General features: G+C 33.8%; 18 protein-coding genes. 12 read left to right on the top strand and 6 right to left on the bottom strand.

Going from position 1 to position 26,089, the window contains the following annotated elements; translation table 11 throughout:
* The first annotated feature begins 141 nt into the window (after positions 1-141).
* From ACJJVT_RS04520 to ACJJVT_RS04545, 6 genes are read left to right on the top strand one after another with little or no spacing between them, the layout of a single operon-like run.
* A complete protein-coding gene (locus ACJJVT_RS04520) occupies positions 142-1,902 on the top strand; it encodes an ATP-binding protein (RefSeq protein WP_405396871.1) in 1,761 nt (586 codons plus the stop codon).
* A 1-nt stretch (position 1,903) separates the two neighbouring features.
* Complete coding sequence (locus ACJJVT_RS04525; protein ID WP_405396872.1) at positions 1,904-2,269, top strand: response regulator transcription factor; 366 nt, start codon at positions 1,904-1,906, stop codon at positions 2,267-2,269.
* Positions 2,270-2,284: 15 nt separating this feature from the next.
* Positions 2,285-4,630, top strand: coding sequence for a HEAT repeat domain-containing protein (locus ACJJVT_RS04530; protein WP_405396873.1), 2,346 nt, complete (start codon positions 2,285-2,287; stop codon positions 4,628-4,630).
* Entirely contained in the window at positions 4,623-6,053 is a 1,431-nt protein-coding gene (locus ACJJVT_RS04535) for a glycosyltransferase (RefSeq protein WP_405396875.1), read from the top strand. The genes ACJJVT_RS04530 and ACJJVT_RS04535 overlap by 8 nt, the downstream gene beginning before the upstream one ends.
* A 6-nt stretch (positions 6,054-6,059) precedes the next feature.
* Complete coding sequence (locus ACJJVT_RS04540; RefSeq protein ID WP_405396877.1) at positions 6,060-8,435, top strand: sulfatase-like hydrolase/transferase; 2,376 nt, start codon at positions 6,060-6,062, stop codon at positions 8,433-8,435.
* A complete protein-coding gene (locus ACJJVT_RS04545) occupies positions 8,435-9,742 on the top strand; it encodes a YaiO family outer membrane beta-barrel protein (protein ID WP_405396879.1) in 1,308 nt (435 codons plus the stop codon). Before ACJJVT_RS04540 ends, ACJJVT_RS04545 begins: the two co-directional genes overlap by 1 nt.
* Here the strand turns inward: ACJJVT_RS04545 and ACJJVT_RS04550 are convergent.
* Positions 9,732-11,024 carry a hypothetical protein gene (locus tag ACJJVT_RS04550; RefSeq protein WP_405396880.1) on the bottom strand — a complete coding sequence of 431 codons (1,293 nt, stop codon included), beginning with the start codon at positions 11,022-11,024 and terminating at the stop codon, positions 9,732-9,734. The two genes, ACJJVT_RS04545 and ACJJVT_RS04550, sit on opposite strands and share 11 nt — an antisense overlap.
* A gap of 756 nt (positions 11,025-11,780) precedes the next feature.
* Positions 11,781-12,644 carry an RNA polymerase sigma factor RpoD/SigA gene (locus ACJJVT_RS04555; protein WP_036154298.1) on the bottom strand — a complete coding sequence of 288 codons (864 nt, stop codon included), beginning with the start codon at positions 12,642-12,644 and terminating at the stop codon, positions 11,781-11,783.
* Positions 12,645-12,816: 172 nt separating this feature from the next.
* Between ACJJVT_RS04555 and ACJJVT_RS04560 the strand changes: the two genes are divergently transcribed.
* From ACJJVT_RS04560 to ACJJVT_RS04585, 6 genes are all read left to right on the top strand, one after another.
* On the top strand, positions 12,817-13,326 hold the full coding sequence (locus tag ACJJVT_RS04560) for a DUF6155 family protein (protein WP_405396882.1): 510 nt from the start codon (positions 12,817-12,819) through the stop codon (positions 13,324-13,326).
* A gap of 3 nt (positions 13,327-13,329) precedes the next feature.
* Positions 13,330-14,259 (top strand): 2-hydroxyacid dehydrogenase, encoded by a 930-nt coding sequence (locus tag ACJJVT_RS04565; protein ID WP_405396884.1) that lies wholly within the window; start codon positions 13,330-13,332, stop codon positions 14,257-14,259.
* 99 nt (positions 14,260-14,358) lie between these two features.
* On the top strand, positions 14,359-15,870 hold the full coding sequence (locus ACJJVT_RS04570; protein WP_405396886.1) for a DEAD/DEAH box helicase: 1,512 nt from the start codon (positions 14,359-14,361) through the stop codon (positions 15,868-15,870).
* Between the two features lie 164 nt (positions 15,871-16,034).
* Positions 16,035-18,251, top strand: a complete 2,217-nt coding sequence (locus ACJJVT_RS04575; protein ID WP_405396888.1) for a hypothetical protein — start codon at positions 16,035-16,037, stop codon at positions 18,249-18,251.
* A 367-nt stretch (positions 18,252-18,618) separates the two neighbouring features.
* Complete coding sequence (locus ACJJVT_RS04580; protein WP_405396890.1) at positions 18,619-19,857, top strand: glycosyltransferase; 1,239 nt, start codon at positions 18,619-18,621, stop codon at positions 19,855-19,857.
* A gap of 79 nt (positions 19,858-19,936) precedes the next feature.
* A complete protein-coding gene (locus tag ACJJVT_RS04585; RefSeq protein ID WP_405396892.1) occupies positions 19,937-20,818 on the top strand; it encodes an NAD(P)-dependent oxidoreductase in 882 nt (293 codons plus the stop codon).
* A 339-nt stretch (positions 20,819-21,157) separates the two neighbouring features.
* Here the strand turns inward: ACJJVT_RS04585 and ACJJVT_RS04590 are convergent, their stop codons facing one another.
* The 4 genes from ACJJVT_RS04590 to ACJJVT_RS04605 all read right to left on the bottom strand — a co-directional run bounded on the left by ACJJVT_RS04590 (position 21,158) and on the right by ACJJVT_RS04605 (position 26,060).
* The gene (locus ACJJVT_RS04590; protein ID WP_405396893.1) at positions 21,158-22,273 is read right to left on the bottom strand and encodes a leucine-rich repeat domain-containing protein; all 1,116 of its coding nucleotides are present in this window, start codon (positions 22,271-22,273) and stop codon (positions 21,158-21,160) included.
* A 499-nt stretch (positions 22,274-22,772) separates the two neighbouring features.
* Entirely contained in the window at positions 22,773-23,954 is a 1,182-nt protein-coding gene (locus ACJJVT_RS04595) for a redoxin family protein (protein WP_405396895.1), read from the bottom strand.
* A gap of 174 nt (positions 23,955-24,128) precedes the next feature.
* Positions 24,129-25,118, bottom strand: a complete 990-nt coding sequence (locus ACJJVT_RS04600; protein ID WP_405396897.1) for a hypothetical protein — start codon at positions 25,116-25,118, stop codon at positions 24,129-24,131.
* Positions 25,119-25,199: 81 nt separating this feature from the next.
* On the bottom strand, positions 25,200-26,060 hold the full coding sequence (locus tag ACJJVT_RS04605; protein WP_405396898.1) for a hypothetical protein: 861 nt from the start codon (positions 26,058-26,060) through the stop codon (positions 25,200-25,202).
* Positions 26,061-26,089 lie beyond the last annotated feature (29 nt).

The raw sequence follows: 26,089 nt of genomic DNA on the forward strand, positions 1-26,089 counted from the left end.
GAGTAAGTTTAGACCTACAATTTAAGTGTATTCACAACAAATAACCACCCTTAGAGAACATTTTATTGTTCTCGCAGTGGTATTGATGCATTTTTAGGTAATTATAAATAACAACCCCCGTAAACTAAAGAATACCTATTTATGTCAATTTCAAAAACTAAGGATTTACTTGGTCAATTATCACAACTAGAAAGAACAGTTAGCGAATTCTCTTTTGAAGAATTAAATGCTGCTGAAGCTAAAGAGTTAAAAAGCTCATTTAATATTTTTCGATCTAGTTTGGAAAGACATATTTATACGCCTAAATCGGATCAAATAGTTTCTACGAAAAAAGAGGTTGCTGCAACAGAAAATCAAGAGATTTCAGAAAAGCAGTTTATAACTCATGTTAGTCACGAAATTAGAACTCCGTTGAATAGTATAATAGGGTATGCAAATCTTTTAAAAGAAGAAAAGTTAACGCGTGGGCAACATAAAAAAGTAGATGCCATACAGTTTGCATCAAATACACTTTTAAAACTCATTAACGAAGTTTTAGAATATTCTAAATTATCTTCTGGTAATAATAATTTTGAAACGGTAGATTTTAATCTGCATAGCTTACTTAAAGATGTTATGTTCTTATGTGAGACATTAATTGTAGATCGCAAAATAGAACTGTTGATCGATATCGATGAGAACGTACCTAAAATTATAAAGGGTGATCCATCTAAACTATCTCAAATACTTCTTAACCTTTTAGGTAATTCGGTGAAATTCGTTCATCAAGGATTTATAAAATTAGAGGTTTATACTAAAGAACAAATTAATGATGAATGTCTTATAGAGTTTTCTGTTGCCGATACGGGTATTGGTATTTCTAAAGAAAAAATTAAGACCATATTCAAAGGCTATACACAAGCAGAACATGATACTTCTAAAAAATATGGTGGTACAGGACTTGGGTTGACCATAACAAAAGAAATTATAGATAAACTTAATGGCGAAATTGAAATTGATAGCACTATAGATAGCGGAACAACTGTACGATTTAGAATGCCATATGCTATTGGTCACGCTACCACATCTCCACGTAAATCTTTAAAAAAGGTTACCAAAAAGAATAACAGCGGCTTATTAGCTGGTACCGAGATTTTGGTCTTTGAAGATAATATAATGAACCAACACCTAATTGTGGAGCAATTAACAAAATGGGGTTGCCAAGTTCATGTGGACGTTGACTTAGATAAAGGCTTGTATTTACTGTCTTCTAGAAGAATTGACCTTATTCTGATGGATTTAAAAATGCCTGGTCAAAACGGATTTGAGGTGTCTAAAGCCATACGAGATCATAAAAACAAAAAAGTAAATTCAGTTCCAATTATTGCCTTTAGTGCAGATTTTACAGAGCAGGATAGTAAAGATTGTAAAGAAATAGGAATTAATGATTTTCTATTGAAACCATACACTTTAGACGATTTGATGTCAACCATTATAAAGAATAAAAAACTAAATACAGATACTACAGATTTTACTTCAATACTTCAAAAGCCAATGATAGAATTAAAAGAAACCACAGTTGTAGACCTTAATCATCTATTGAAAGATTGTTTCGGAGAAATAGATATGCTAAATGAACTGGTAAAGTTGTTCAAGCTGAACGTAATTGAGTTTATTGGTAATGTGAAAATTCATTTACAGACAGAGAATTTAAAGGAAATTTCTTTATCTGCCCATAAATTAAAAGCTGGTTTTGCTATGATAAAAGCAGACGGTATGCGAAAGTTAATTGTTGAAGTGGAAAATAGTTGTAAAACTAATCAACCAGAAAAAGTAAAAGAGTTGTATAAAGCTTTCTTGAATGATTATCCATTATTAGAAGAGAACTTGAGTAATGAACTAGAAAAAATGAATAAAAAGTAAGATGGAAAAAAGTGTACTATTAGCAGATGACGACCAACTTTTAGCCTCTTTATTAAACTTTAGGCTGAAAAAAGGCGGGTATGCAGTACATCATTCCGTTAACGGAAAAGAAGTTAAAGAGTATTTAGAAAATACGATGCCCGACATAATCGTGAGTGATATTATGATGCCTTATTTTTCTGGTATCGAGCTTATAGATTATGTGCGAAACGAACTTAAATCAAATACACCTATAATTATAATATCATCGGCAGGTAATGAACAAAATGTTCTAACCGCTTTTGAATTAGGTGCAAATGATTTTATTACTAAACCAGTAAGTCCAACAGAATTATTAGTTAGAATAGCAAGAGAAATAGATAAGTAAATAAGATAAAATTTGTTGATTCCCCCTAATCAAATCAAAATATCGCTAATAACTGCACCAGAATTCAATTTAGAATATCTCTGGTGGTTGACAATACTGTTTTTTGTATTGTCGGTAACTTATTTTGTTGGTGTATTCATTATCAGAAATAAAATAACATCGAACAACAACAGAACCAAAGATAAAAAGGTCGAGTTTTCCCCCATGATCAATGAATTTCTATTCTATGAGGATTCTAATACTAAGGAGGAAAAAATGAATTATTTAAATCTAAAAGTACAGATTAGAGAATTAATCAAAAATAATTTCGATAGAGATGTACTTACAGAGGTTTTACTTGATCTACGAAAAGATTTGTCTGGTCAATCTCAAAAAGTATTGATTGATTTATATAAAGATTTAGGACTGCATCACGATGCGTACGAAAAATTAAGGAGCAGAAAATGGCAAATTGTTTCTAGTGGAATATTAGAATTGACCACTATGGAGGTGGATGATTCGTACGGACTTATTATAAAGTTCATAAACCACAGGCAAAGTACCATACGTAAGCAGGCAGAAATTGCCGTAGTAAACCTTAGGGAAGAGGGAATCAAATATTTTCTTGATAATACCAAATTTAAGATTGCTGAATGGCAACAATTGAAGTTGTTAGATGTACTTAGACATAAACCTAATTACACTCCGCCACAATTCGCACTCTGGTTGACGTCTACTAATACCCATGTAGTATTGTTCTCTTTACGTTTGATCAAATATTATAGTCAGAACGGAGCTGAGCAATCTATTATAACGCTTTTAAAACATAAGAACCGCGATATTCAAGCCGAAGCTATTGAGTGTATTAAAGATTTTCATTTCTCGAATGCTTTAATGACACTAAAATTGGTGTATTCAAAGGCAAGCCATGATATTAAAATTGCAATTTTAGATGCCATTGGTGAATTAGGTACAAAGGCAGAAGCTTCTTTCTTAGAAAATCTGCAATTGACAGAACGTAACTTTAATATAAAAAGCAAAGTAATAGGTATGCTCAACAAAATTGATCCTGAAAGAGTTTTGCCTACCAAAAATATTTCTACGCCAGATTTTTATGATGTTGAATTTGATGATGCTATGCAAGAAGAGGAGCATTCAATAACTGACAATCATGAAGATATAATATTAGATGATGACATCGCAGCTGTTTCGACTGAGATAGAAAATGAACCTATAGCTACTGAAACAAAAATAGAAATATCTGATTCATTTGAAGAAGACACAACAAATAAAGAAACTGAAGAAGTAATGAACGAAGAGTTTATTAATAATGCCGATACAGAATATGATGCAGAATGGCAGCACAATGATTTAAAGAAGATCAACTCAATAGATGATATAGATTTAAGCTTTTTACCACATATTAAAGATGAAGAAGTAGTAGAAGAAAGTACAGAAGAAACTGTAAATGTCGTTGATAAGGAGCAAAATGAAGAATTAGAAGAAGAATTTACTTTTAGTTTTCTGCCATTTGTGGTAGAAGAAGATATTATTGAAGAAGTTGCAATCGCTTTTGAAGATGACGATTTTAAACCGTTATTTGAATTAGACGATGAATCAACAGAAGAAGTACAAGCGGAAACTGCTATAATTCATCAAGACAATATTTTAACAAATATTGCAGATGAAATTGATTGGTCTACCCTAAATGTAGAAGAACAAGAGCAGAATCAAGTGGTTATTAAAGCAGCTGATTCGGCAGAGGAACTTATTTCTTTTGAAAATGATAATGTTTCGTTTGCGGCGAACTTTATGCCTCAAGATGAGCTTGATGCCATGGTAATGTTAGAAAATATTTCTGAGCTGGGCGATTGTCGTGAACTAATACTTTTATATCAAATTATTGAAGAAAATAGTTCTGAAGTAGTTATCGAAAGAGCAAATGAATTAATACAGAAATTTTCTTACCAATCACCACGACCTAATGAGTTGTTTTCAGAAGATAATGACCTTGCCGAGAGTGTTTTTACCGATATATATCATCTAGCTGATTATGAGACAAAGCTTATGCTTATCGGTGAAATAAAAAAGGTAGGTGACCAGAAAGAAATTGAATTATTAGAAAGCGTTATTCGATCTGAATCAAAAATACTCGTGAATAAGGCTAGTGAGGCTTTAGAATATATAAAGTCGCAGTTATTAGAACTTGATGATAAGCCTAAAAGTACAGCAGACGAAGATTCCATTTTAAATGTCGGTTTTGAGTTAGACGTAAATAATTCAATAAAATATAAAGGAACTGTTTCGAACGAAAATGGTTCTACCTTATTCGATCAGTTATGTTCCATATCCAACTCTTTATACAAAAAGAAAGATGGATAGTGAACTATTTGGTGTGGTACTCGAATACATCAATTTTGTATTTTTTGTTTTTACCATAATTCTGTTTGTACTGTTTTCATTAATGGCGTATTTCTCTACAAAGAATTCTCTTCATTATAGAAATAAAAACAGTTTTACAGATATCACCAAAATAATGGCTTCACCTTTGGCGCCAACAATTACTATAATTGCTCCCGCTTATAATGAGGGCTTAACCATAGTAGAAAATATTCGTTCGTTATTATCACTACAATATGTCAATTATGACGTTATGGTGGTTAATGATGGAAGTAAAGATGATACTTTACAGAAACTGATAGATTCTTATGACCTTGAGAAAATAGATTTAGAAATGGATCCCGAATGGAAATCTAAACCTGTTCGTGGTATCTATAAATCAAAAAATAGGGCTTTTGAAAAGCTTACCGTTGTTGATAAAATGAATGGTGGTAAGTCCGATGCCTTAAATGCCGGTGTTTCATTGTCTACCAGTAAGTATGTAGGTTGTATCGATGTCGATTGCTTATTACAACCAGATGCTTTATTGCACGTGGTCAAATCATTTTTTCAACGTTCTAAAAAAAGAGTGATTGCCGTTGGCGGGGTAATTCGTGTAGCAAACTCTTGTATTATACAAGGTGGTCAGCTTGAAGAAATTAGATTGCCTACAAATTGGCTGGCTAGATTTCAACTTTTAGAGTATACCCGTTCCTTCATTTTAGGTAGAATGGCTTGGGGTAGAATTGATAGTCTTCTTATTATTTCTGGTGCATTTGGTTTTTTTGAACGCGAAATTGCACTAGCGGTAGGTGGGTATGATACCGATACTGTTGGTGAAGACATGGAGATCGTTTTTAAAATGCGTCGTTATATGCATGATAGAAAAGAACCCTATACGATAGAATATATACCTGATCCATTGTGTTGGACCGAAGTACCTGAAGATCTTAATATTCTTGTAAACCAAAGAGACCGCTGGGCTCGTGGTAATTTAGAAACATTGTTCAAGCATAAAGACATGTTGTTCAATTCTAAATACGGCAGACTTGGGTTATTAAGTTATCCATATTGGTTTTTCTATGAATGGCTTTCTCCATTATTAGAGTTCTTTGGCTTTTTTACCATTTTGCTTTTTGCCTACTTAGGCATTTTAAATTGGGAATTCTTCTTCATGATTACGTTGGCGATATTCTTGTTTTCTATCATGATTTCATTCTATGCCATTCTTTGGGATGTGTATTCGTACAACCAATACCGAAAAACAAAAGACATTCTAATATTAATGGGTCTGGCAATTCTAGAACCTTTCATTTTTCACCCAATTGTAGTGTATGCTGCAGTTAGAGGTAACTATAAAAAATTATTCAAAATAAAATCTGGTTGGGGATCCCAAGTTAGAAAAGGTTTTGCAAAAGCATCATAAAAAGCAATGAACACAAGTCAAATAGATAGATATTCCCTAAAGCAGTACACACGGCTTATGATATCCTTTTTCGGATGTTTGTTCGTGTTAACGCTTTTTCAATACGGCATGCTGTATTACAAAGGGGTTATCGATACTATTTTTTCGGTAAGCTTTTTAAAAGCTATTGTTCACCAAATAGGCTTTACCGCTTTAATGGGTATTGTTATGGTATTTCCCTTCAACTTTTGGGAAAACTTGCGCTCCAAATATGGCTTTAACCTGGTCTTCGTTTTATTAAGTTTTGTACTCATATTCGAAGCGCTACTTACTGCATATTACTGTACAACATTAGTGCCTTTAGGTTCAGATATTTTAGGATATAGCTATGAAGATATAAAAATAACGATAGCTAATTCTGGCGGATTCATGATATCAGTTTATCTGCTCATGGGTATAGCTATATTAATAAGTCTGTTTTTGATACTTTATAGAATCACTTCTAAAGTCTATCATCGAATTAGCAAAATGTACCCGTTTACGATTGTCTTGTTCAGTCTTTTTATGGCGTCTTTATTTACAGACGGTAAACCTATTAATCAGAATAAAGTACAGTACCTCGCTGTTAACGTTTACAACACAAGTACCGAAGACAATTCGTATACGTCAACAGAAGAATACCCATTGGTGCAAAGTGCCAATATAGAAAATGTATTGGGTGAGTATTTTGATCTTAAAGAAGAGAAACCCAATATCGTTTTTATAATGGTTGAAGGTCTTGGTCGTGATTTTGTTGGTGAAGGTGCCGAGTACGGCGGCTTCACTCCGTATCTAGATTCCTTGACAACAAAATCTCTTTATTGGGAAAATTTCTTGAGCAATACGGGTAGAACTTTCGGAGTGCTACCATCTTTATTAGGCTCGTTGCCTTTTGGTAAAAGCGGATTCATGGAGTTGGAGGAATATCCAAACAAACTGACCATGTTCAGTGTGCTTAAAAATAATGGGTATCACACGTCATTTTATCAAGGTACCAATAGTTCTTTTGATAAGGTAGACCGATTTTTAACTAGTGAGAATGTTGATTTTGTGTTAGATAAATCAGGATTCGGAAGTAAATATCAAAAACAAGCTGAAGATGCTGCTGGTTCTTCTTGGGGATATCCTGATATGGAATTGTTCAAGAAAAGTTTAAGTTTTGAAAGAAGTGCAAATCAACCACGATTAGAGGTTTATATGACTATTAGTACGCACGAACCTTTTATTCCGCCCAATCAAGATCTGTTTGAAGGTAAAGTAAAAAATATACTCGCAAATGGTAGTTTTGACTCTAGGGTCGAGAAAGTGATAGCGAAGAATGATAATGTTTTTGCTACACTCTTGTATACAGATGATGCTATAAAATGGTTTATGGAATCTTACAAAAAGCAACCAAATTATGAGAATACCATTTTCATCATTACTGGCGACCATAGACTAATACCGATACCACAACGTAATAATATTAGCCGTTTTCATGTACCGATGATTATGTACAGCCCTATGCTGAAAACGACCCGTAAAATGAGTTCTGTTTCATCTCATTTCGATATTACTCCGTCTATATTGGCATTACTCTCAAATTCATACGAATTAAAAATGCCTAAAAAAGTAGCGTGGATGGGTGGTGCCCTTGATATGGAAACTGCATTTAGGTCAACGAAAAACATTCCGTTGATGCGTAATAAGAATGAATTGAAAGAGTACATCAGCGGAGAAAAATTGTATACCGATGGTGACATCATGGAGCTTGACGAAGACATGAACATCAGCTCTGCTTTTGGCGGTAGTGCTATTGAAACTATTTTAGAACGATTTAAATCTGTGAATCATTATGTTACTACAGAGAACAAGATAATTCCTGATAGTTTGGCAATATTTACGATTCAAAAAGAATTATTTACCGATAGTGAAACCGTTTGGTTGAACAGTGTTTACGATGGTAAAGATTCTGATAAGGGATATTTTAAGGCGAGGGATTTAGCATGGAATAAAAAGTGGGACAAAGCGTTATTACTTTGTCGTTACAACCTTTCTGGTGCACCTAGTCATATCGACACCAAAATATTAATGGGAAGAGTGAATTCTTGGAAAGGTAACCATGAAAAGGCAGCTGAAATATTGCAAGAATGTATTTCTATTAATCCGAATTATATAGATTCTTATGCTGCACTTTTTGATGTTTACTATTGGTCAGATAAATTGAAAGAAGGTTTAGCGTTAATCGAAAAAGTTGAAGCAAATAGTTCTAGTGCCAATGAGATTGCAGACAAAATTTCAAGGGCACGAACAATTGCAAGAAATGCCGGTATTGAAGTTCATAAACAAAAAGAACCTGCTAATACCATTGCATCTATCAAATAATGAGAAAAAAGTATTTACATATCATTCTTATGGTTCTAATAGCCGGAATTTTTCGCGTTACAGGACAGGATTCTGCGGGTAATTTTGATACTGCTTATGCTTTGGCATATGAGGGCAAAACAAATACAGCACATAATATGCTGTATTTAATGATTAATAAGCCTGCTACCGATATAGATACTTCGATATTATGGGCAAGTACGTTGAGCTGGCGAGGCGATTATGATTTAGCACGTACCGAATTCAACGCTATATTATCAACTACTAAGAGCAATAGAGAAGTTTGGATCTCTACTGTTAAAAACGAACTATATGCGAAAAACTATGCTACAGCATTGGGCCTGTCAAATAAAGCATTGTTGCATATAGAAAATGATGCAGAACTAATGAGACTTCAAGCAATAGCTACTGAAGGCATAAATGGTTTGTCGTATTCCGATAAAGGTTGGTATAATGTAGAAAGTGATGTCAAAACTAAATTTGTAGCTGCCGAAAAAATTGAAAAAACTGTAACGAAAGAAGTCAATGGTAAAAACGAAGAACTATTAAGAAAAACACCGGTAACAGAAGAGAAACTAAAAAAATCTGTTATGGTGAATAGTGCTGTTACAATCTTTGATCAACGTTTTGATCCTATTACGACGACTAGTATTGCTTATAAAAGACAAACTCCTTTTGGATCCATTATTCCAAGAATAAATAATAGTAATAGAGTAGGTAAGAACGGCATTCAGTTAGACCTCGATTTGTATCCGAAAATAGCTAAGGGATTCTATGCTTATGTAAATTATGGCTATTCCGAATCTGACCTATACCCAAACCACAAGATGGGTAGTGATATATATTATAATCATAAAAGCGGTGTTGAGTTTTCTGCCGGTGGTAGATTCATAAATTTTGCTACTAAAGATGTCAAGTCAATTACCAACTCTTTAGGCTATTATAAAGGCAACTATTATTTCTCGCTACGTTCCTATATAACGCCTGAGTCTAATAACCTTACTAGGGTTTCGGGTAATCTGTTAGTGCGCAAATATTTAAAGGATGCCGAAAATTATATGGGGTTAAATGTAGGTTATGGTTTTTCACCTGAGTTGAGACAGTTTACTTCGGGCGATCAATTGTTGGCAGAAACACTACTTTATATTGAATCGCAACGATTAAGCTTTGAATATCAATTCACAAGTAAAAACAATCTTAGTGCGTATAGAACAAATGTAGGGGTATTGCGACAAGAGCAATCTTTTGATCCTGGCAGCTATTTTTATTCTATCTCTGCAGGTTTAACTTATGAGTTTAATTTTTAGACTGCATGGCAGCTATCCATTTATCGGCATACATACCATACACCAATCCTAATTCATTATCGTACACGTATTGCTCATCTTTGCCAGTATCGAAGTTTACATTGAAGACATATACTTTAATTCCCGCATCTCTTAACTGCAGCATCAATTTTTTCTGGCTTGCAATTATTCTTCTTGAAACCGCTACATGTTTTACATTGTTAACTTTCAGAAAGTTTACTTTATCTCCTTTAATAGCCATTAATGGTTCTTGAGAGATCATGGTGTGTATACCGTGCTCAGAAGCCTTTTCTACTGCCATTACACTAAATAGTTCCATTATTAGACGGTCCTTATCAATAAATGCATCAGCGAAGGCAATTGGGTCATTTACTTTGTCGGTAATTAATGTTGCATCAGGGTGACTCTTAAACCAGGCATTTATTCCATCCATATCTAAGGTTGTATAATCACCATAAATTTTCTGTTTCATAAATTGTTCATGCGTAGGAGGTAGGCTTCCTGAATAATCTGTAAAACGTGCCCACATATTCCAATCATGTGCCGCTACCAATTTCCCATCAGATGTTTCTATGATGTCCAATTCAAAATTGCGGAATCCCTTTTTATAGTTTTCATCTAAAGCATGTTTCGAATTGGTAGATTTTACTCCGTTAATCTCTCCTCCGGCATGTGCAATATATCTATCTATGCTAGATTCAAATTCATACACCTCTTTTGGAAAGTAAATTGCTGTACTACCAATGCTTGATGTAATACTTAAGGTCTCTGAAACGGAATTATCATTTACCTGTTCGGTGATAACACCATTTATATTATGCATAATGTATGCTTGCCTTCCTTTTAAGGTACTTAATTGTAGAAAACCTAAATCAGACAACTGCTTTTCGAATCCTGTTAATTGTGCTGCTGCAGAATCATGTGCCAGTATTGCAAAGATTGCATTAGCTGCTTTCATCTGAGTAATTACTTCTAATAATGCTTTTACATCTTCTTTACTGCCATAGGTATCAAAAGTCTTGAATTCAAACTTGTTGTCTGCTTGTAGATGCACAATCGTTAATCCGCGTTCTATAGATTCGGTTTGTGATTCATACGTAAATGTACTTCGCTCATGTGTATTAAAACTATGGCTATTTAAAACTAATGCTGCAGCTTCTAAATTTTGGGTAGGAGAAGGTTCTAAATATAAACCATCTGCTTTTACCGGAATTGTTATAAAAAGGATAGTTACTAGTAAAACTAATTTGTATCTCAAAAGAATAGGGGAGTATCTCTTCATTAGATTTTAATTTTCAACTTTAGTAATGTAATATTAATAAGGTCACTTTAAAACGAATATATAGATATGGTATTGTAAAAGGGTTATTCAATATGCTTTATTAATGTTGCACAACTTTATGTTTAAGAAGAAATAAAAATTTTATAACCTTAATTTAAAGAATATATCATTTTTTATTAAAGGAATTTAAATAGATAACTGCCTGTAAATAAGTTGGTTTTAAACTTTATATCGTTAAAATACCAATAAACAGGATGAAATACACCCTTGTAAAGCCTAGTAAAATAGGGGATTCAGCACTTTAATATGCTTTACAACACCTTTTCATGGGTTTTACAACATATTTAAATTGGTTCACCACATTTTGTTGTGACACCCTTATCATCGGTATATATTTACTTCAAGATATGAATACCCAAATCAAGATTAACTTTTAAACCTACAATATGCTTTACGACACCTACGGAGAAGAATATTTAATTTTTCTTCAAGATTTAAATGAGATTCTTAGTATCAACGAACTGGCTGAGTTGGACTATATGTAAAAGTCAAATAAACCAAAACCAAAAAAAATAATCCCATGGCACACCAAAATCAAGATTTTTCATCTTATCAAAACTTTATTCAGGATCTTAATAGCATCCTCGTAAATTTTAATATCAACAAATTAACCTATTCATAGTGTTTCAAAACAGTATGAAAAAAGAAAGCGCCCGAATAAACGGGCGCTTTCTTTTTTTAAAACAATAATAAGGTTTAACCTAAATATGTCTTTAACAATTTACTTCTAGAGGCATGACGTAATTTACGAATTGCCTTTTCACGAATTTGTCTTACACGTTCTCTTGTTAGATCGAATGTCTGTCCAATTTCTGCCAAAGTCATTGATTGTTGATCACCGATACCATAATAAAGCTTAACAACATCTGCCTCTCTTGGCGATAATGTATCTAAAGCTCTATTGATTTCAGTATTTAATGACTGCTGTAATAAAATATTATCGGGTCTTGGAGACTCACCTGAACGTAAAACGTCATATAGGTTAGAATCTTCACCTTCACGTAAAGGTGCATCCATAGATACGTGTCTACCTGAATTCTTAAGTGATTGCTTCACTTCAGAAACCGTCATTTCTAATTCTTTTGCAATTTCTTCTGGAGAAGGCGGACGTTCGTGTGCCTGCTCTAAATAAGAAAATGTCTTTTTGATTTTATTAATTGAACCAATTTTGTTCAATGGTAAACGAACAACTCTAGATTGTTCAGCTAAAGCTTGTAGTATAGATTGTCTGATCCACCAAACGGCATAGGATATAAACTTAAATCCTCTTGTTTCATCAAATCTTTTTGCTGCTTTAACTAAGCCTAAATTTCCTTCATTAATTAAATCCGGTAATTTAAGACCTTGATTTTGATATTGTTTTGCTACGGAAACTACGAATCTTAAGTTTGCAGTGGTTAATTTTTCCAAAGCTGCTTGACTACCTTCGCGAATCTTCTGCGCTAGTTCTACCTCTTCATTCGCTGTAATCAAATCAATTTTACTGATATCTTGCAAATATTTATCCAGTGATTTCGACTCACGATTCGTTACCTGCTTGATAATCTTTAGTTGCCTCATATGTGTGTATGGAATTTAGAAGTTGTACAAGTTTACAACATACCGCTTTTTATCCGTATTTCCTAATCAAATTCACTATACTTCTACAGCATTTATTAGCTTTAACAAAGAATTATGCTTTTAGGAGGTTGTTTCTGTAAAGCGTATTTTTGAATATAGACACTGTATTTTTATGAGTAAAAGGGCATTAAAATCTTATATATCCAAGCTTCCAAAAAAGGCGCTTGAAGAGCAAATCATAGAGTTGTACGAGAAATTTCCTGCCGTAAAAACCTATTACGATTTTGCATTCAACCCCAAAGAAGATAAATTGGTACAAGATGCAAAAGCTAAAATATCTAATGAATATTTTCCGCTCAAGCGAAGAAGACCTAAAGCAAGACGTTCTGTTGCTCAAAAATTCTTGAAGCATTTTATCAAATTAGGAGTTGACCCACATTTAATTGCAGATGTTATGTGCTATAATCTAGAAATCGCACAAACCTTCTCAATGGAAAAGAATGTACCCGACTCTTTTTATAGAAGTATGCTAAATTCATTTAATGAGGTTATTCAATTTACAACAGTGCAGGGTGTATTTCCTGAATTTAGAGAGCGTATCTTAAAAATATATACCGAAACACAAAATCAAAAATGGCTATTTGAAGACGAGTTCTCAAAAGCATTAGATATTATAGATTAGCATATGGCAATAGTAGTTATTAGACAAGATACTAAAATTGAACTTTGGAAGAATGCCTTACAAAAGGCAGATAACTCTTTAAAGGTATACAGTTATCTCGAAGACCACCCTAAAGAGGATATTACCATGGCGGTGATATGGAAGCATCCTACCGGTACACTTGCTAATTACCCTAACCTTAAATGCATTGCATCAGCAGGTGCAGGGGTAGATTATATCTTTGAAGATGATACACGCCCCAAAAACATTCCTATTACACGTATTGTAGACCCGTACCTTGCCAGCGATATGTCTGAACATGTACTTAGTGTTATACTTGCTCATCTAAAGAATTTAAACACTTATAAATTAGATCAGGTTGCACATATATGGGAACCTAAAGAGTACTTAAGAATTAAAGATGTAACCGTTGGTATTCTAGGTCTGGGAGAATTGGGTGCACTTACCGCTGCTGATCTTACCAAATTCGGATTCAAAGTGCAAGGGTGGAGTAGGAGTAAAAAGAATATTGAGGGCGTTACAATTTTTTCTGGTGCCGATGAACAACAAGAGTTTTTAAAAACTACCGATATTTTAGTGTGTTTATTACCCCTAACTCCCGCAACCGAAGGTATTCTAAACAATGCGCTGATGTCTCAACTTCCTAAAAATTCATACGTCATTAATGTTGCACGTGGCGGTCATTTGGTGGATGATGATTTAATTGAGCTGTTAGATACAGACCATCTTTCTGGGGCTTGTTTAGATGTTTATCATATAGAACCACTGCCGAAAACACATCCATTTTGGAATCATAAAAAAGTACACATGACTCCGCATTACGCCAGTGTTTCCGATACTAACTCCGTAATTCCGCAGATTGTTGAAAACTACAAAAGGTTAAACTCTAGGGAGAAACTGCAAAATCTAGTAGATTCTGACAAGGGCTACTAATATTGTTTTTTTCAAGTTTTTTATTTCCTAGACCCATAAAAATCTCATAATTTTATAAGGTTTTTGCATTATTAACATAAATAAACGCCTACAAACCTTTTGAAGCTACATAACGATACTACTGAGAAGACCCTGTACGATTATCAAGAGGAGGATCTACATTCCATTTTTAAATATTTAGATGAGAATGGCGATAATTCTAATTTGTTATACCAATTGCCTACCGGTGGTGGTAAAACGGTGGTATTCTCTGAAATTGCCAAACGCTATATTGCAAGAACCAATAAAAAGGTAATTGTACTGACCCACCGTATAGAATTAAGTCAGCAGACGTCTAGAATGTTGAACGGCTTCGGTGTTAAGAACAAGATTATAAATAGCGAAGTAAAAGAATGGCAAGACCAAGATGAGTTCATGTGTTTTGTGGCCATGGTTGAAACACTGAATAATCGTTTACAAGAAGAGAAAATCGAAATTAGTAATATCGGACTCGTTATTATTGATGAAGCGCATTATAACTCGTTCCGTAAACTTTTTAAATTCTTTGAAAACTCCGTTATTCTTGGGGTTACGGCAACACCGTTAAGTTCTAATATTAAACTACCCATGAAAGACAACTATAAAAAGTTGATCGTGGGCGAGTCTATAGAATCGTTGATTCAGAAAAAGTTCTTGGCAAAGGCAAATATGTATAATTATGATGTTAGCCTACAGACTTTAAAACTTGGTATTAGCGGTGATTATACAGTAAAATCTTCTGATGAATTGTATGGTAACCACAGCATGCTTAACAAGCTTGTTTCTGCCTATAATGAAATTGGTAAAGGCACAAAGACCTTAATATTCAATAATGGTATTAACACGTCTAGGTATGTTTGTGAAACTTTTAAAAAGGCGGGTTACAACATTCGTCATCTTGATAATAAGAATAATGCTACTGAGCGAAAAGAAATATTAAAATGGTTTAAAGAAACACCTGATGCTATTTTGACATCGGTAAGTATTTTGACTACCGGTTTTGATGAACCAAGTGTAGAGACCATTATATTAAACCGTGCTACACGTTCTTTGACGCTCTATTTTCAAATGATTGGTCGTGGATCTCGATACTTACCTCATAAAGAAGAATTCAACGTTATTGATATGGGGAACAATGTTGCCCGTTTTGGATTATGGAATGCAGGTATCGATTGGCAAGAAATATTTCATTTTCCTGATTTCTACTTAGAGAATATTAAAAACGACGAAGAGATCGAAAGAGAATTCGTTTACGAAATGCCCGCAGATCTACGTGCTGAATTTGCTAAATCTACAGACATAGATTTTGATATAAAAGCAGAATACAAAAAGAGTTTTGCCAACGGCGAAAAATCTAAATTGGTTCTTGAAAGAAGTATTCAGCAGCATGCCAAAATATGTGTTGAAAATTCTGAAGATGTTTTTGATGCTCGTATTCTAGCCAAAAAATTAAAAGAGGAAATCAAATATCGCGTACGCCAATATTCATATTGTATTATGAACAATACCAAGAATTACAAAGAATGGTTAGAAGAAGATTATGAACGAAAATTGCGTTCTAAAATCTCTAAAATGTTCGCTGCGAAAATGTAAATTCCTTGGGAGTTAGATATTCAGAATTATACCAGGTCTCATTATCAATTCTATATTCTAGGTTGGTCATTATTAGCGGATAGTCAAAAAGACTTCGTACGTTATTTATATCCACTTAAGTTGTTTAAATTCAAGTGCTACAACCACCAGAATTTATTCTTTTAATGAAAAACCGCTTATTCTCCCTCATTTTACTTCTTACCCTTGTCTTTTATGCAATTGCCGGTTACCACTTTTTAACTGGTTGGCACCCCATTGTAATGATGCTCATAGCTATTCTTATAGGGGCGGTCATTAACTTAGTAGTTTATATAGTATTTAATTTTTTAGGGAAAGGAATCAGAAATATTCCACTGAAATCTATTACTGCTATTCTAAGCGGTATCGTAGTTTTTATCATATTAAAATATTTTGGTTTCGGTTGGCCAACAATACTCTATAGCGGTATTGCTGCAGTTGGTATATTACTATGTATTGCTATTTATAGATTTCAATTAAAAAGAACTTTTTCATCAAACGTATTTTTAATTATCATGCTAATCGGTAGCGGTTATATCCTATTCATTTTGGCTGATACCGGCGCTGACCCCTATGATAAAGAAGTGCCTTTGGCTTTCTCTGAAAATGAAAACATTTTGCCTTCATCGTTACCATTAGAGAACCCTGCTGCTGTTGGTACTTATACAGTTAAAACATTTACTTATGGTAGTGGAACCGATGAGCAACGAGCGGAGTTCTCTACAGGTGTCACCTATACAACCAATTCCGTAGATGGTACCTGGCTAATTCCCGATTGGAAAGACAAAAAGAAAAAATGGCGTGAACGTTATTGGGGTTTTGGTGCCAAGAACTTTCCTTTAAACGGTAGAGTATATATGCCCGAGGGCGATGGTCCATTTCCCTTAACGCTTATTGTTCATGGCAACCATAGTATGATCGATTACTCAGATGATGGTTATGGCTATCTGGGCGAGCTTTTGGCAAGTAGGGGAATCATAACTGTTTCTGTCGATGAGAATTTTTTAAACGGGCATTGGTCCGGCGATTTTATGGGTAAAGAAATGCCAGCTCGTGCTTGGCTGCTTCTAAAACATTTAGAACAGTGGCGAAACTGGAATGCTGAAGATGGACATGAACTTGCAAGTAAAGTAGATATGGATAATATTATGCTCGTTGGTCATTCTCGTGGTGGTGAGGCGGTTTCCATTGCTGCTGCTTATAATCCGTTGCCCTATTTTCCTGATCAGGCTAAAGAGAAATTCGATTTTAATTTTAATATTAAAGGGGTAGTGGCATTGGCACCTACAGATTATAGATATGACCGTAAAATAGTATTGAACAATATAAATTTCTTGAGTATACAGGGTTCTTATGATTCCGATGAAGTGAGCTTCTGGGGAATGCGACCTTACCGACGTTTGCAGTATACGGATTCTATCTCTCGATTTAAATCGGGAGTGTATATTCATCATGCTAATCACGGGCAGTTTAATTCCACTTGGGGCAATTCAGATTTTGGAGCACCTTCAAAATGGTTGTTAAATCTAGAGCCATTGCTAAAAGAAGCCGAACAGCAAGAAGCCGCCAAGGTATTCATCAGTGCTTTTGCCGAAGCTACTTTAAAAGGAAATCAAGCATATCGTTCTATATTCAAGAACGTAGCTACGGCAAAAGAATGGTTACCCGTTGAGCATTATTTGACTTCTTTTGAGTCGTCTGATTTTCATACTATAGCGGATTTTGAGGAAGATATGGATATTACTACGGCAATAGATTCCACAAAAATACAAGCGACTAACATTGCCTTATGGAAAGAACAAAACCTACCTACGCGCGATGATGGTAGTCAAGAAAACAACGTGGTTATCTTAGGATGGGATGATGAAAACGCAACGAATTCCTCGGAAAAAGGAATGTATGAACTAACGCTTTCTGCGGATGATTCTATTCCGTTTTCAACAAACTCTAGTTTACAATTCACGCTGGGAGCAGGAAACCACGAATGGCTAGATGTTAATGTTACGGATGCACAAAAGGAAGCCAAAAGTGATGATGATGATAAACGGGAAGTACCCCAACTAGATTTTACGGTGCAATTAACTGACGATTCGGGACAAACCAGTGTTTTAAAAGTGAGTGAAATTAAAGGCATAACGAAACCTTTAAAAACAAGATTCACCAAATTTAAGTTCTTGGATAAAGAAATGATCGGTAATGATTGGGAAGTGCAGTTACAGACCTACCATTTTCCAATGAAAACACTCTCTAATTTAAATCCGGAATTTAATGTGGAAGCCATAAGGTCTATCAAGTTTATTTTTGACCAAACAGATTATGGGGTAGTAGTGCTTGATGAAATTGGTGTTTCTGGGGAGGATTAGTTGATGGTTGTTTGTTGTTGGTTGTTGGTTGTTGGTTGTTGGTTGTTGGTTGTTGGTTGTTTTGCTCTAATTGCGAGCAAAGCTCGGCTATACTATTTTTTGGAACACGTCAGTTGTCATAATAACGTACTAGCAAGGGTCTTCGACCGCGCTCAGACTGATAGTTTAACTTAAAACTAAGACTGCCTACTGAAACTGAGCACTGAAAACTATCTTCTAGCAATCAACGAACAGATTGCCACGTCGCGAAATGCTCATCGCAAAGACGTTGTAGAACTAAACATTTGCCAACCAACAACCATTTCACGAACTTTGTACTCAACAGTCATAACTCATAACTCATCACTAACTCCTAATTCAAAAATACTTGAACAACACCAGAACCCTCCTCCTAATCGCCCTCGTATGGCCAGAGCCTGCATCTACTGCTGCTGGGGTTCGTATGATGCAATTAATAGAGGTGTTTAAAAAGCAGGGATATGGTATTACCGTTGCTTCGGCGGCTTCTAAATCGGATTATTCCGTGGATATAGAAGCTCTTGGTTTTCAAACGGCGGATATTAAGATGAACGATAGTTCTTTTGATGTTTTTGTAAAAGATATGAATCCTGATGTGGTGTTGTTCGATCGTTTTTTGACCGAAGAGCAGTTTGGGTGGCGCGTGACGGAAAACTGCCCTGATGCGCTTCGTATTTTAGATACTGAAGATTTACATTCCCTACGTCATGTGCGTGAGCAATGCTTTAAAAAAGATATTCCATTTACTACAGATGCTTGGTTAGCAGATGATAAAACCAAACGAGAAATTGCCAGTATTTATCGGTGCGATCTCTCTTTGATCATTTCTAGCTATGAGCTGAAATTGCTGACCAATACCATCAAAATAGACAAAAGTCTATTGTTGTTACTTCCTTTTATGGTCGATGAAATTAATAACGAAACTACCTGGAAAACTTTTGAGGATAGAAAAGATTTTATCTTCATTGGTGGCGGAAAGCATGCTCCTAATATCGATGCGGTTAAATACTTGAAAACTACTATTTGGCCACTAATTCATACCCAATTACCTGAAGCCAAATTACATATTTACGGAGCTTATTTACCACAGCAAATAGTAGAAATGAATAATCCTGCTGGCGGATTTCTAGTATATGGTAGGGCAGAAGATGTTAATGAAGTCATGCAATCGGCAAAAGTATGTCTAGCTCCGTTACGTTTTGGAGCGGGAATTAAAGGAAAACTACTTTCTGCCATGCAAAACGGAACACCAAGTGTCACCACAACTATTGGTGCCGAAGGTATGCACGGAATTTTAGATTGGAATGGTTACATAGAAAACGATACTAACGAGTTTGCTAATGCCGCTGTATGTTTATACGCAACTGAACCTGAATGGAAAAACGCTCAAGAGAAAGGCAAAACATTAGTGAATACTTTGTATGCTAAAACCAGTTTAGAAAGTATTCTTTTAGAAAAAATAGACCAACTTCAAAAGGGATTAAAATCTCACAGAGCAAAAAACTTCACCGGAGCATTATTACAGCATCAAACCATGACTGCTACTAAATTCATGAGCAAATGGATTGAGGTGAAGAATAGGGGGTGAGTTGATGAGTTTCTTTTTAAAACTAGTAAAATTTGTTAACTAGCAGATTTATATCTTTGCACTAAATAATGAAACAAATATGAAAAACCCTACTATCGGATTTATAGGACTCGGCCTAATGGGCGCCAACATGGTTGAGAACCTACAAAAAAGAGGTTTCCAACTAAATGTAATGGACCTTAACAAAGATGCAGTAGCAACTGTTATCGCTCGCGGTGATGCTAAAGAAGCTGCCTCTCCAAAAGAATTAGCAGAAAATAGTGACATTATCATGTTCTGTTTAACTACTTCTGCTGTTGTAGAAAAAATCGTTTACGGTGAAAATGGTATTCTTGAAGGTATTAAAGAAGGTGCTGTTTTGATCGACTTCGGAACATCAATTCCTGCATCTACACAGAAAATTGGTAAAGACCTCGCTGCAAAGGGCGCTGGTATGATCGATGCTCCGCTTGGTCGTACACCGGCTCATGCAAAAGACGGATTGCTAAACATTATGGCTGCCGGCGATAAAGATACCTTTGAGAAGGTAAAACCTATATTAGATGTGCAAGGAGAACATGTATTTCATTTAGGACCTCTAGGTGCTGGTCATACTACGAAGTTGATTAATAACTTTATGGGTATGACTACTGTTGTAGCAATGTCACAAGCTTTTGCAGCGGCTAAACTTGCTGGTGTAGATGGGCAACAACTTTTCGATATTATGTCTTCTGGACCTTCGAATTCACCGTTCATGAAGTTTTGTAAAAACTACGCCGTAGATCATGTAAGTGATTTAGGTTTTTCTATCGCCAATGCGAATAAAGATTTAGGTTATTTTGTACAGATGATGGATGATCTTGGCACAGAATCTAAGGTTGCTTCTGCTACATCTGCTAGCCTACAGGCTGCTTTCGATGATGGTATGGCAAGTGCAAATGTTCCTGAAATCTTCGATTATTTCGTGAAGTTGAAGAAATAATTGATTTACTGATATTTTAATTGTGTAATATCTTGAACGCAATATTAAAGCTAAGCTTTATGTGCAGACAAATAAACTTTTAGTTTTTGTCTGTTCACGAAGCTTAGCTTTTTTTTGATTAAACCTTAATCCACAGTCCTAACTTCTACCAAAAATTTATGGGTAAAAAGATTTTAGAAAAGAATAGGGTGTAGTTGGGGTTTCGTTATCGTTTAGTATAAGAATAGTAGCGAATTAAAAAGCACTTACTTTTTAATTTATTACTGAACTTAATACAAAGATACAAACTTTGAATTCGGCACAAAACTCACTATTATTTTTATACATTGTTAGCAAAAGTTATTCATACACTTCACAATTAGGAAAACTTTTTTTTATTTTTTCCAAATCACTTTTTATAATATTGTTTTCTGATAAATCAAGTATTTTTAAATTTGTCAATTTTGTATAAGATGAAGGTAGTTTAGATAACCGATTTTGACTAAGATAGAGTTCTTTAAGATTAATTAAATCTGCGATATTTTCATTTGCAATAGTTGCATTAAAATTTGCACCCAAGTATAATATTTCAAGAGAAGATAGTTGCCCAATATTATTTGGCAAAATCTTAATATCATTATTATTCAACTTTAATACAGTTAACTTTTCTAATTGAGATAAAGATGATGATATAGACAATAAATCATTCCAAGAAGCGTCTATCTCTATCAATTCTTTACAATATCTAATTGAAAATGGCAATTCTTTTAGCTTGTTTCCAAATAATCTTAAATGCGTTAATTTACTTAACTTTGAAATGTCGGGTAACTCATTTAATCTATTGTTTTTTAGCTCTAAAACTTCCAAATTAACAAGATTACCAATCTCTTTAGGAACCTCGGTAAGATAGCATCTTTTTAAGGCAAGCAATCTTAAGTTTGATAATTTACCTATAGATTTAGGTAGTCCGCTTAATTTAGATTCATTGTTTTTTTGGATAATAATCTGCTCTAAACTTATTAATTTCCCAAGGTCTTCTGGTAATTCTGATATCTTGTTGTTAATTAAATATAATTTTTTTAAAGACGGTAAATTAATGAAACTTTTTGGTAATTTCTGAATAGAATTATTTGATATTTTAAGTCTAGATAATTTTTTTAAATCCCCAAAATTTTCAGGTAATTCTGTATAATCATTTGGTCCAATATGTAAATGCCATAACTCCTTAAATTCCCCTAAAAAATCGGGAAACTTAGTAAGTGAAGAGTTACCTCCAATAAATAATTGTTCTAAATTTTTAAATTGTAAAATTGATTTAGGTATTTCTTCAAAATATTCATCTTGTAAATCTAAAATTAACACTTCACTTTTATCCACTAGTTCTAAAGCTTCATCTAAATTATATGTTTTTAATTCTTGGGCATAACACGAAATAAAAATTAATGAAACTAGTATTGATAGTATAATTTTATTCATTTTGTTTTAATATTTACTATAAGTTATAGTTTTTTAATGAGATACAGCTTCCATTATTTTACCAAATAGTATATATAAACCAGTGGTGATTAAACATAGAATAATTAAGCTCATTAATAACTTAATTATTGGTTTTTTCAATTTTAAATTTCGAAACATCCTTAAAGATAAGTAGCAAATTAGACTAATCAGGAAAAGAGGTATTCCTATAAAAAAGCTATTTCTAAGTATATTATATATATATCAAGTATATGAACAACAACACCTGTCACTATAAATAATAAAGAAATAGCTATGGAAATTTTAACTAAAATCTCTAAGAAAGTAATTATTTTCAAGTGATTCATCTAATTTTTGCTAACGGGGAGCTAAAGGGAGTTTCAATTCCTTTTAGCGGATGATAACGAAGTTCGTTCTTTCAGATATTGAAAGCAAGTACTTACAATAGGGGTTGTAATCATTTTATTAACGAAAATGTTAATAAAATGGCTTTAAACTATTAGAAGCTACCTTTCACTAAATCCATCAATTCTTTGCCATGCAAATTTTTAGCAATAACCACTCCGTTACTATCCAAAATAAAGTTTGCAGGAATGGTACGAACACGTATTTTTTTTAAAAAAGGGGCATCATCACCTTGTAAATCTGAAGATTGCAACCAACGATCTGCACCATCGCGCGCTGCAGCGGCTTTCCAGGCTGCTTCATCACTTTCTAAGGCATAGGCAACAATTTGTAAGCCTTGGTCATGATACTCATCGTAAAGCGGTACTAGAACCTTACGGTTCTCTAATCTACAAGGTGCACACCAAGACGCCCATAAGTCAATTATAGTAAGTTGTTTGCCCAACACATCTTTTAGATGTATCGTATCTTTTGCCATCATTGGAAACTGAATATTTGGAAATTTATCTCCGATTAATACAGGTAAATTAGTAGGCTCACTTTTTTTACACAGTTGTTTGACCCATGGGTGATCGGGTTGTGTTTTCTTCCATTTGATACATTGGTCTACTAAAAATTCCGGTATGCGTTCATAATCATTTTCTGGACTAACCCAACGTAAGGCCATCATAGCTGGTAGTAGGTGCGGAGTGCTATTTGCAAAATCCATTAAAGCTGTTTGGTATTGAAATATGGCATGTTCTTTCGCCATTAATTCATCACCTTCTTCCACATTCCATTGCTTATTGGCAAGGTGGGTTTGGTAAGCTTTTGTTTTGATATCTCTTACCGCTAACAAAGCCTTATTCAAATCTGAAGGATTATCTATCGTAAAACTTTTTTGAAATTCATCAAACTGCGCTACGATTTGAAGCTGTTCTCCGAATTGCCAAACAATAGGCATATAGTTAGCCTTGTTATGATTGTTGGTTAGTAAATAATTACCTGCTTTATCAGTAGGTTGCACAGCTAATTCTAATAAAACGGGGTCTTTAGTAGTTGGTGGGTTTTGAAACTCAAAACGACCATCAGCATTTACAATGGCAGAGTCTATAACTTTCCCTAAATAAGATGCTGCCACATGTTGTAAGTCCTCGGGTTGAATTAAGTAGATTATAGTGTTTTCTTTTTCTAATCCTTTTAATGTGCCCGATATAGTTGTAGGAGAATTACACGCTGTAAGGTTTAGCGCCAATAGGATAAGACCGGTAATGATTTTTACAGGGGTACTTCTCATTTATTTCAAATTAATGTCAACGGTAAACTAATTGACGTTTTGATTTACCTAATAGATAACAGCGAAGTTCGTTCTTTCAAAAATTGAATGCAATGGTAATAAGTGAAATTAAAAAAAGGAAACTGCTATTGGTATTACCTGATTTATCACAATGTTGTTAAATAACCTATTTAGTTAGGCGTGTTCTTTCCAATCATTCAAGATTCCTGTAAAATCATTCATCAATAGCTCAAAGTCATAATCTAGTTTCTTCTTCAATTTGTCAGAAGTCTTATTTAAGGCAACTATAAAATATTCGCCTAATTTATCTCTTTGTTCTGAATGCGTTAATTCACTAAACCCTTTTTCAAAATGTATTGTAATTCTGGTTCTTCCTGTATCTTTTCTGAAAGGGCCATACTCAAATCTATTTCTCAAAAAATATCCATTTTTTTCAATTTCTTTTTTTGAAAACATTTTTTGTATTTCTACATAAGCATTTTTACTACTTATTTTTTTGTCACTTTCTTTTATGATATAGTTAGTCTTACAATGGTCGTCGTCAAAAAAACTAAATGAACAGGTTATAATAATCCTATTAACACTTCTACCATATTTTTCAGGCTGCATTTTTCTGTTTAATGCTATTTGAAGGTCTTTTTGTAATGACTCGATTACCGGCTTAGAATTTTCATAACAATTGCTAAGTCCTGCTCTAATTCTTATTGGGTTTTTAGGTATCCAATTTCGCTGACTTAATAGTTTAATATCTTGAATATGTTCTTTTGTAATGTAATCAGATAGAATAGTTTCTCGTTGCTGGCTATCGTCGGCACTTGCATGGAAACTAGTTCTACCTTGCTCCATGGTATAGCCATCTTTTCTTTTTGACCAAATAGCATCAACAAACCGAAATTCTCCAAACCTATTAAGAAAATAAGTCATTGGGTTGCCATTAAAGAACATTCCTTTTAATGCTTCTACTGGTTCGTTATCACCCCAACCAATAATTGCTAAGCTTTCACAAATATGTACGGCCTTATTCCACTCTTCAGCATTTTTATAATCTGCATATTTTGAGAATTCGCTTAAAAGTTTACTTCTTAAACCTTCTATATCAGTTTGTTGAAACAAATAAGCTTCTAATTCAGTAAGTGTCTCAAATTCAGCTATTTTTTCGATCATGGTATTTTTTTATAGAGTTAATAGTCAAACACTTCTTGTGATTTTAAAAGCAAATCTATTAAAGAGAAGCATTTAAAATAATTAATGACCCCATTCCTTCTGTAAAATCTCTAATTTCTCAACTAACTTTTTGTCCGTTTTTTTAATGATTCTTTTGCCTTTTCCTATGGGTTCAAAAAAGTCTCTTCTTTCTATATACGGATTAAAAACTGATGACTTCACATTTTTAAGTTCTTGACTTAGCTCTTTGTATTGTTCTGTTTCATAAATATTTGTGTCTATTTCAAACTCTATATTTCTGGTTAATTTAAGTGAGGACATTAATTCTTGAAAAGGAATTTTAACCCTACGTAATTTTATTTTTTCTAAAGAAGCTAATGTCTCAATTTCATTAAGTGTTTCTAGGTTATAAACCTTATCTGCTGAACCTTCAATATTCAAATATTTTAGTCCCTTTAAATTACCTAATCCAGAAGTTTGTTTAATGTTTGTGGGTTGAATGATTGAAAAATTCTCAATTGTATTATTTGAAACAATAGATTTAAAGTCTTTGATTTTACCTGTTTTTAATAGACAAAGTGTTTTCAAGTTTTCTAAAAATTCTAGACCGTTGAAGCTAAAATTAGGGTGTGAGATATGTGAAACACTTAGAAATTCAACCTTCTTAAAGTAATGTAATAATGAAAGGTCTATGATTTTTGAGTTCCAAAAACTTAAATGACTTATTTGATTTAGATAGGTACTGTTTGTTTTCAAAAAATCAATTGTAGATTCATTGAAATCGTAATTGTTGAACTCTATAAAACTCAAGTTATCGGCTAGAAATTCTGAATTAATAACTCTAGTCGGCGTAAATGAAATACCTGATTCTGAACTATCTGGAAGTTTATTATTTAAAATATCATACTTGTATTTAGCGAAACCTTTAAAATCAAAAATCATTGTCTATAGTTTTTATTTTCTAGAAAACT

The organism is Maribacter sp. Asnod2-G09 (assembly GCF_045063795.1).
GTDB lineage: Bacteria > Bacteroidota > Bacteroidia > Flavobacteriales > Flavobacteriaceae > Maribacter.

What these genes read in the sequence shown, in the direction of transcription:
- ACJJVT_RS04545 (WP_405396879.1), top strand. Translation starts at nt 8,435, where the DNA reads ATGAGAAAAAAGTATTTACATATCATTCTTATGGTTCTAATAGCCGGA.
- ACJJVT_RS04595 (WP_405396895.1), bottom strand. Translation starts at nt 23,954, where the DNA reads ATGAGAAGTACCCCTGTAAAAATCATTACCGGTCTTATCCTATTGGCG.
- ACJJVT_RS04525 (WP_405396872.1), top strand. Translation starts at nt 1,904, where the DNA reads ATGGAAAAAAGTGTACTATTAGCAGATGACGACCAACTTTTAGCCTCT.
- ACJJVT_RS04575 (WP_405396888.1), top strand. Translation starts at nt 16,035, where the DNA reads ATGAAAAACCGCTTATTCTCCCTCATTTTACTTCTTACCCTTGTCTTT.
- ACJJVT_RS04605 (WP_405396898.1), bottom strand. Translation starts at nt 26,060, where the DNA reads ATGATTTTTGATTTTAAAGGTTTCGCTAAATACAAGTATGATATTTTA.
- ACJJVT_RS04565 (WP_405396884.1), top strand. Translation starts at nt 13,330, where the DNA reads ATGGCAATAGTAGTTATTAGACAAGATACTAAAATTGAACTTTGGAAG.
- ACJJVT_RS04520 (WP_405396871.1), top strand. Translation starts at nt 142, where the DNA reads ATGTCAATTTCAAAAACTAAGGATTTACTTGGTCAATTATCACAACTA.
- ACJJVT_RS04535 (WP_405396875.1), top strand. Translation starts at nt 4,623, where the DNA reads ATGGATAGTGAACTATTTGGTGTGGTACTCGAATACATCAATTTTGTA.
- ACJJVT_RS04550 (WP_405396880.1), bottom strand. Translation starts at nt 11,024, where the DNA reads ATGAAGAGATACTCCCCTATTCTTTTGAGATACAAATTAGTTTTACTA.
- ACJJVT_RS04585 (WP_405396892.1), top strand. Translation starts at nt 19,937, where the DNA reads ATGAAAAACCCTACTATCGGATTTATAGGACTCGGCCTAATGGGCGCC.
- ACJJVT_RS04555 (WP_036154298.1), bottom strand. Translation starts at nt 12,644, where the DNA reads ATGAGGCAACTAAAGATTATCAAGCAGGTAACGAATCGTGAGTCGAAA.
- ACJJVT_RS04590 (WP_405396893.1), bottom strand. Translation starts at nt 22,273, where the DNA reads ATGAATAAAATTATACTATCAATACTAGTTTCATTAATTTTTATTTCG.
- ACJJVT_RS04600 (WP_405396897.1), bottom strand. Translation starts at nt 25,118, where the DNA reads ATGATCGAAAAAATAGCTGAATTTGAGACACTTACTGAATTAGAAGCT.
- ACJJVT_RS04560 (WP_405396882.1), top strand. Translation starts at nt 12,817, where the DNA reads ATGAGTAAAAGGGCATTAAAATCTTATATATCCAAGCTTCCAAAAAAG.
- ACJJVT_RS04540 (WP_405396877.1), top strand. Translation starts at nt 6,060, where the DNA reads ATGAACACAAGTCAAATAGATAGATATTCCCTAAAGCAGTACACACGG.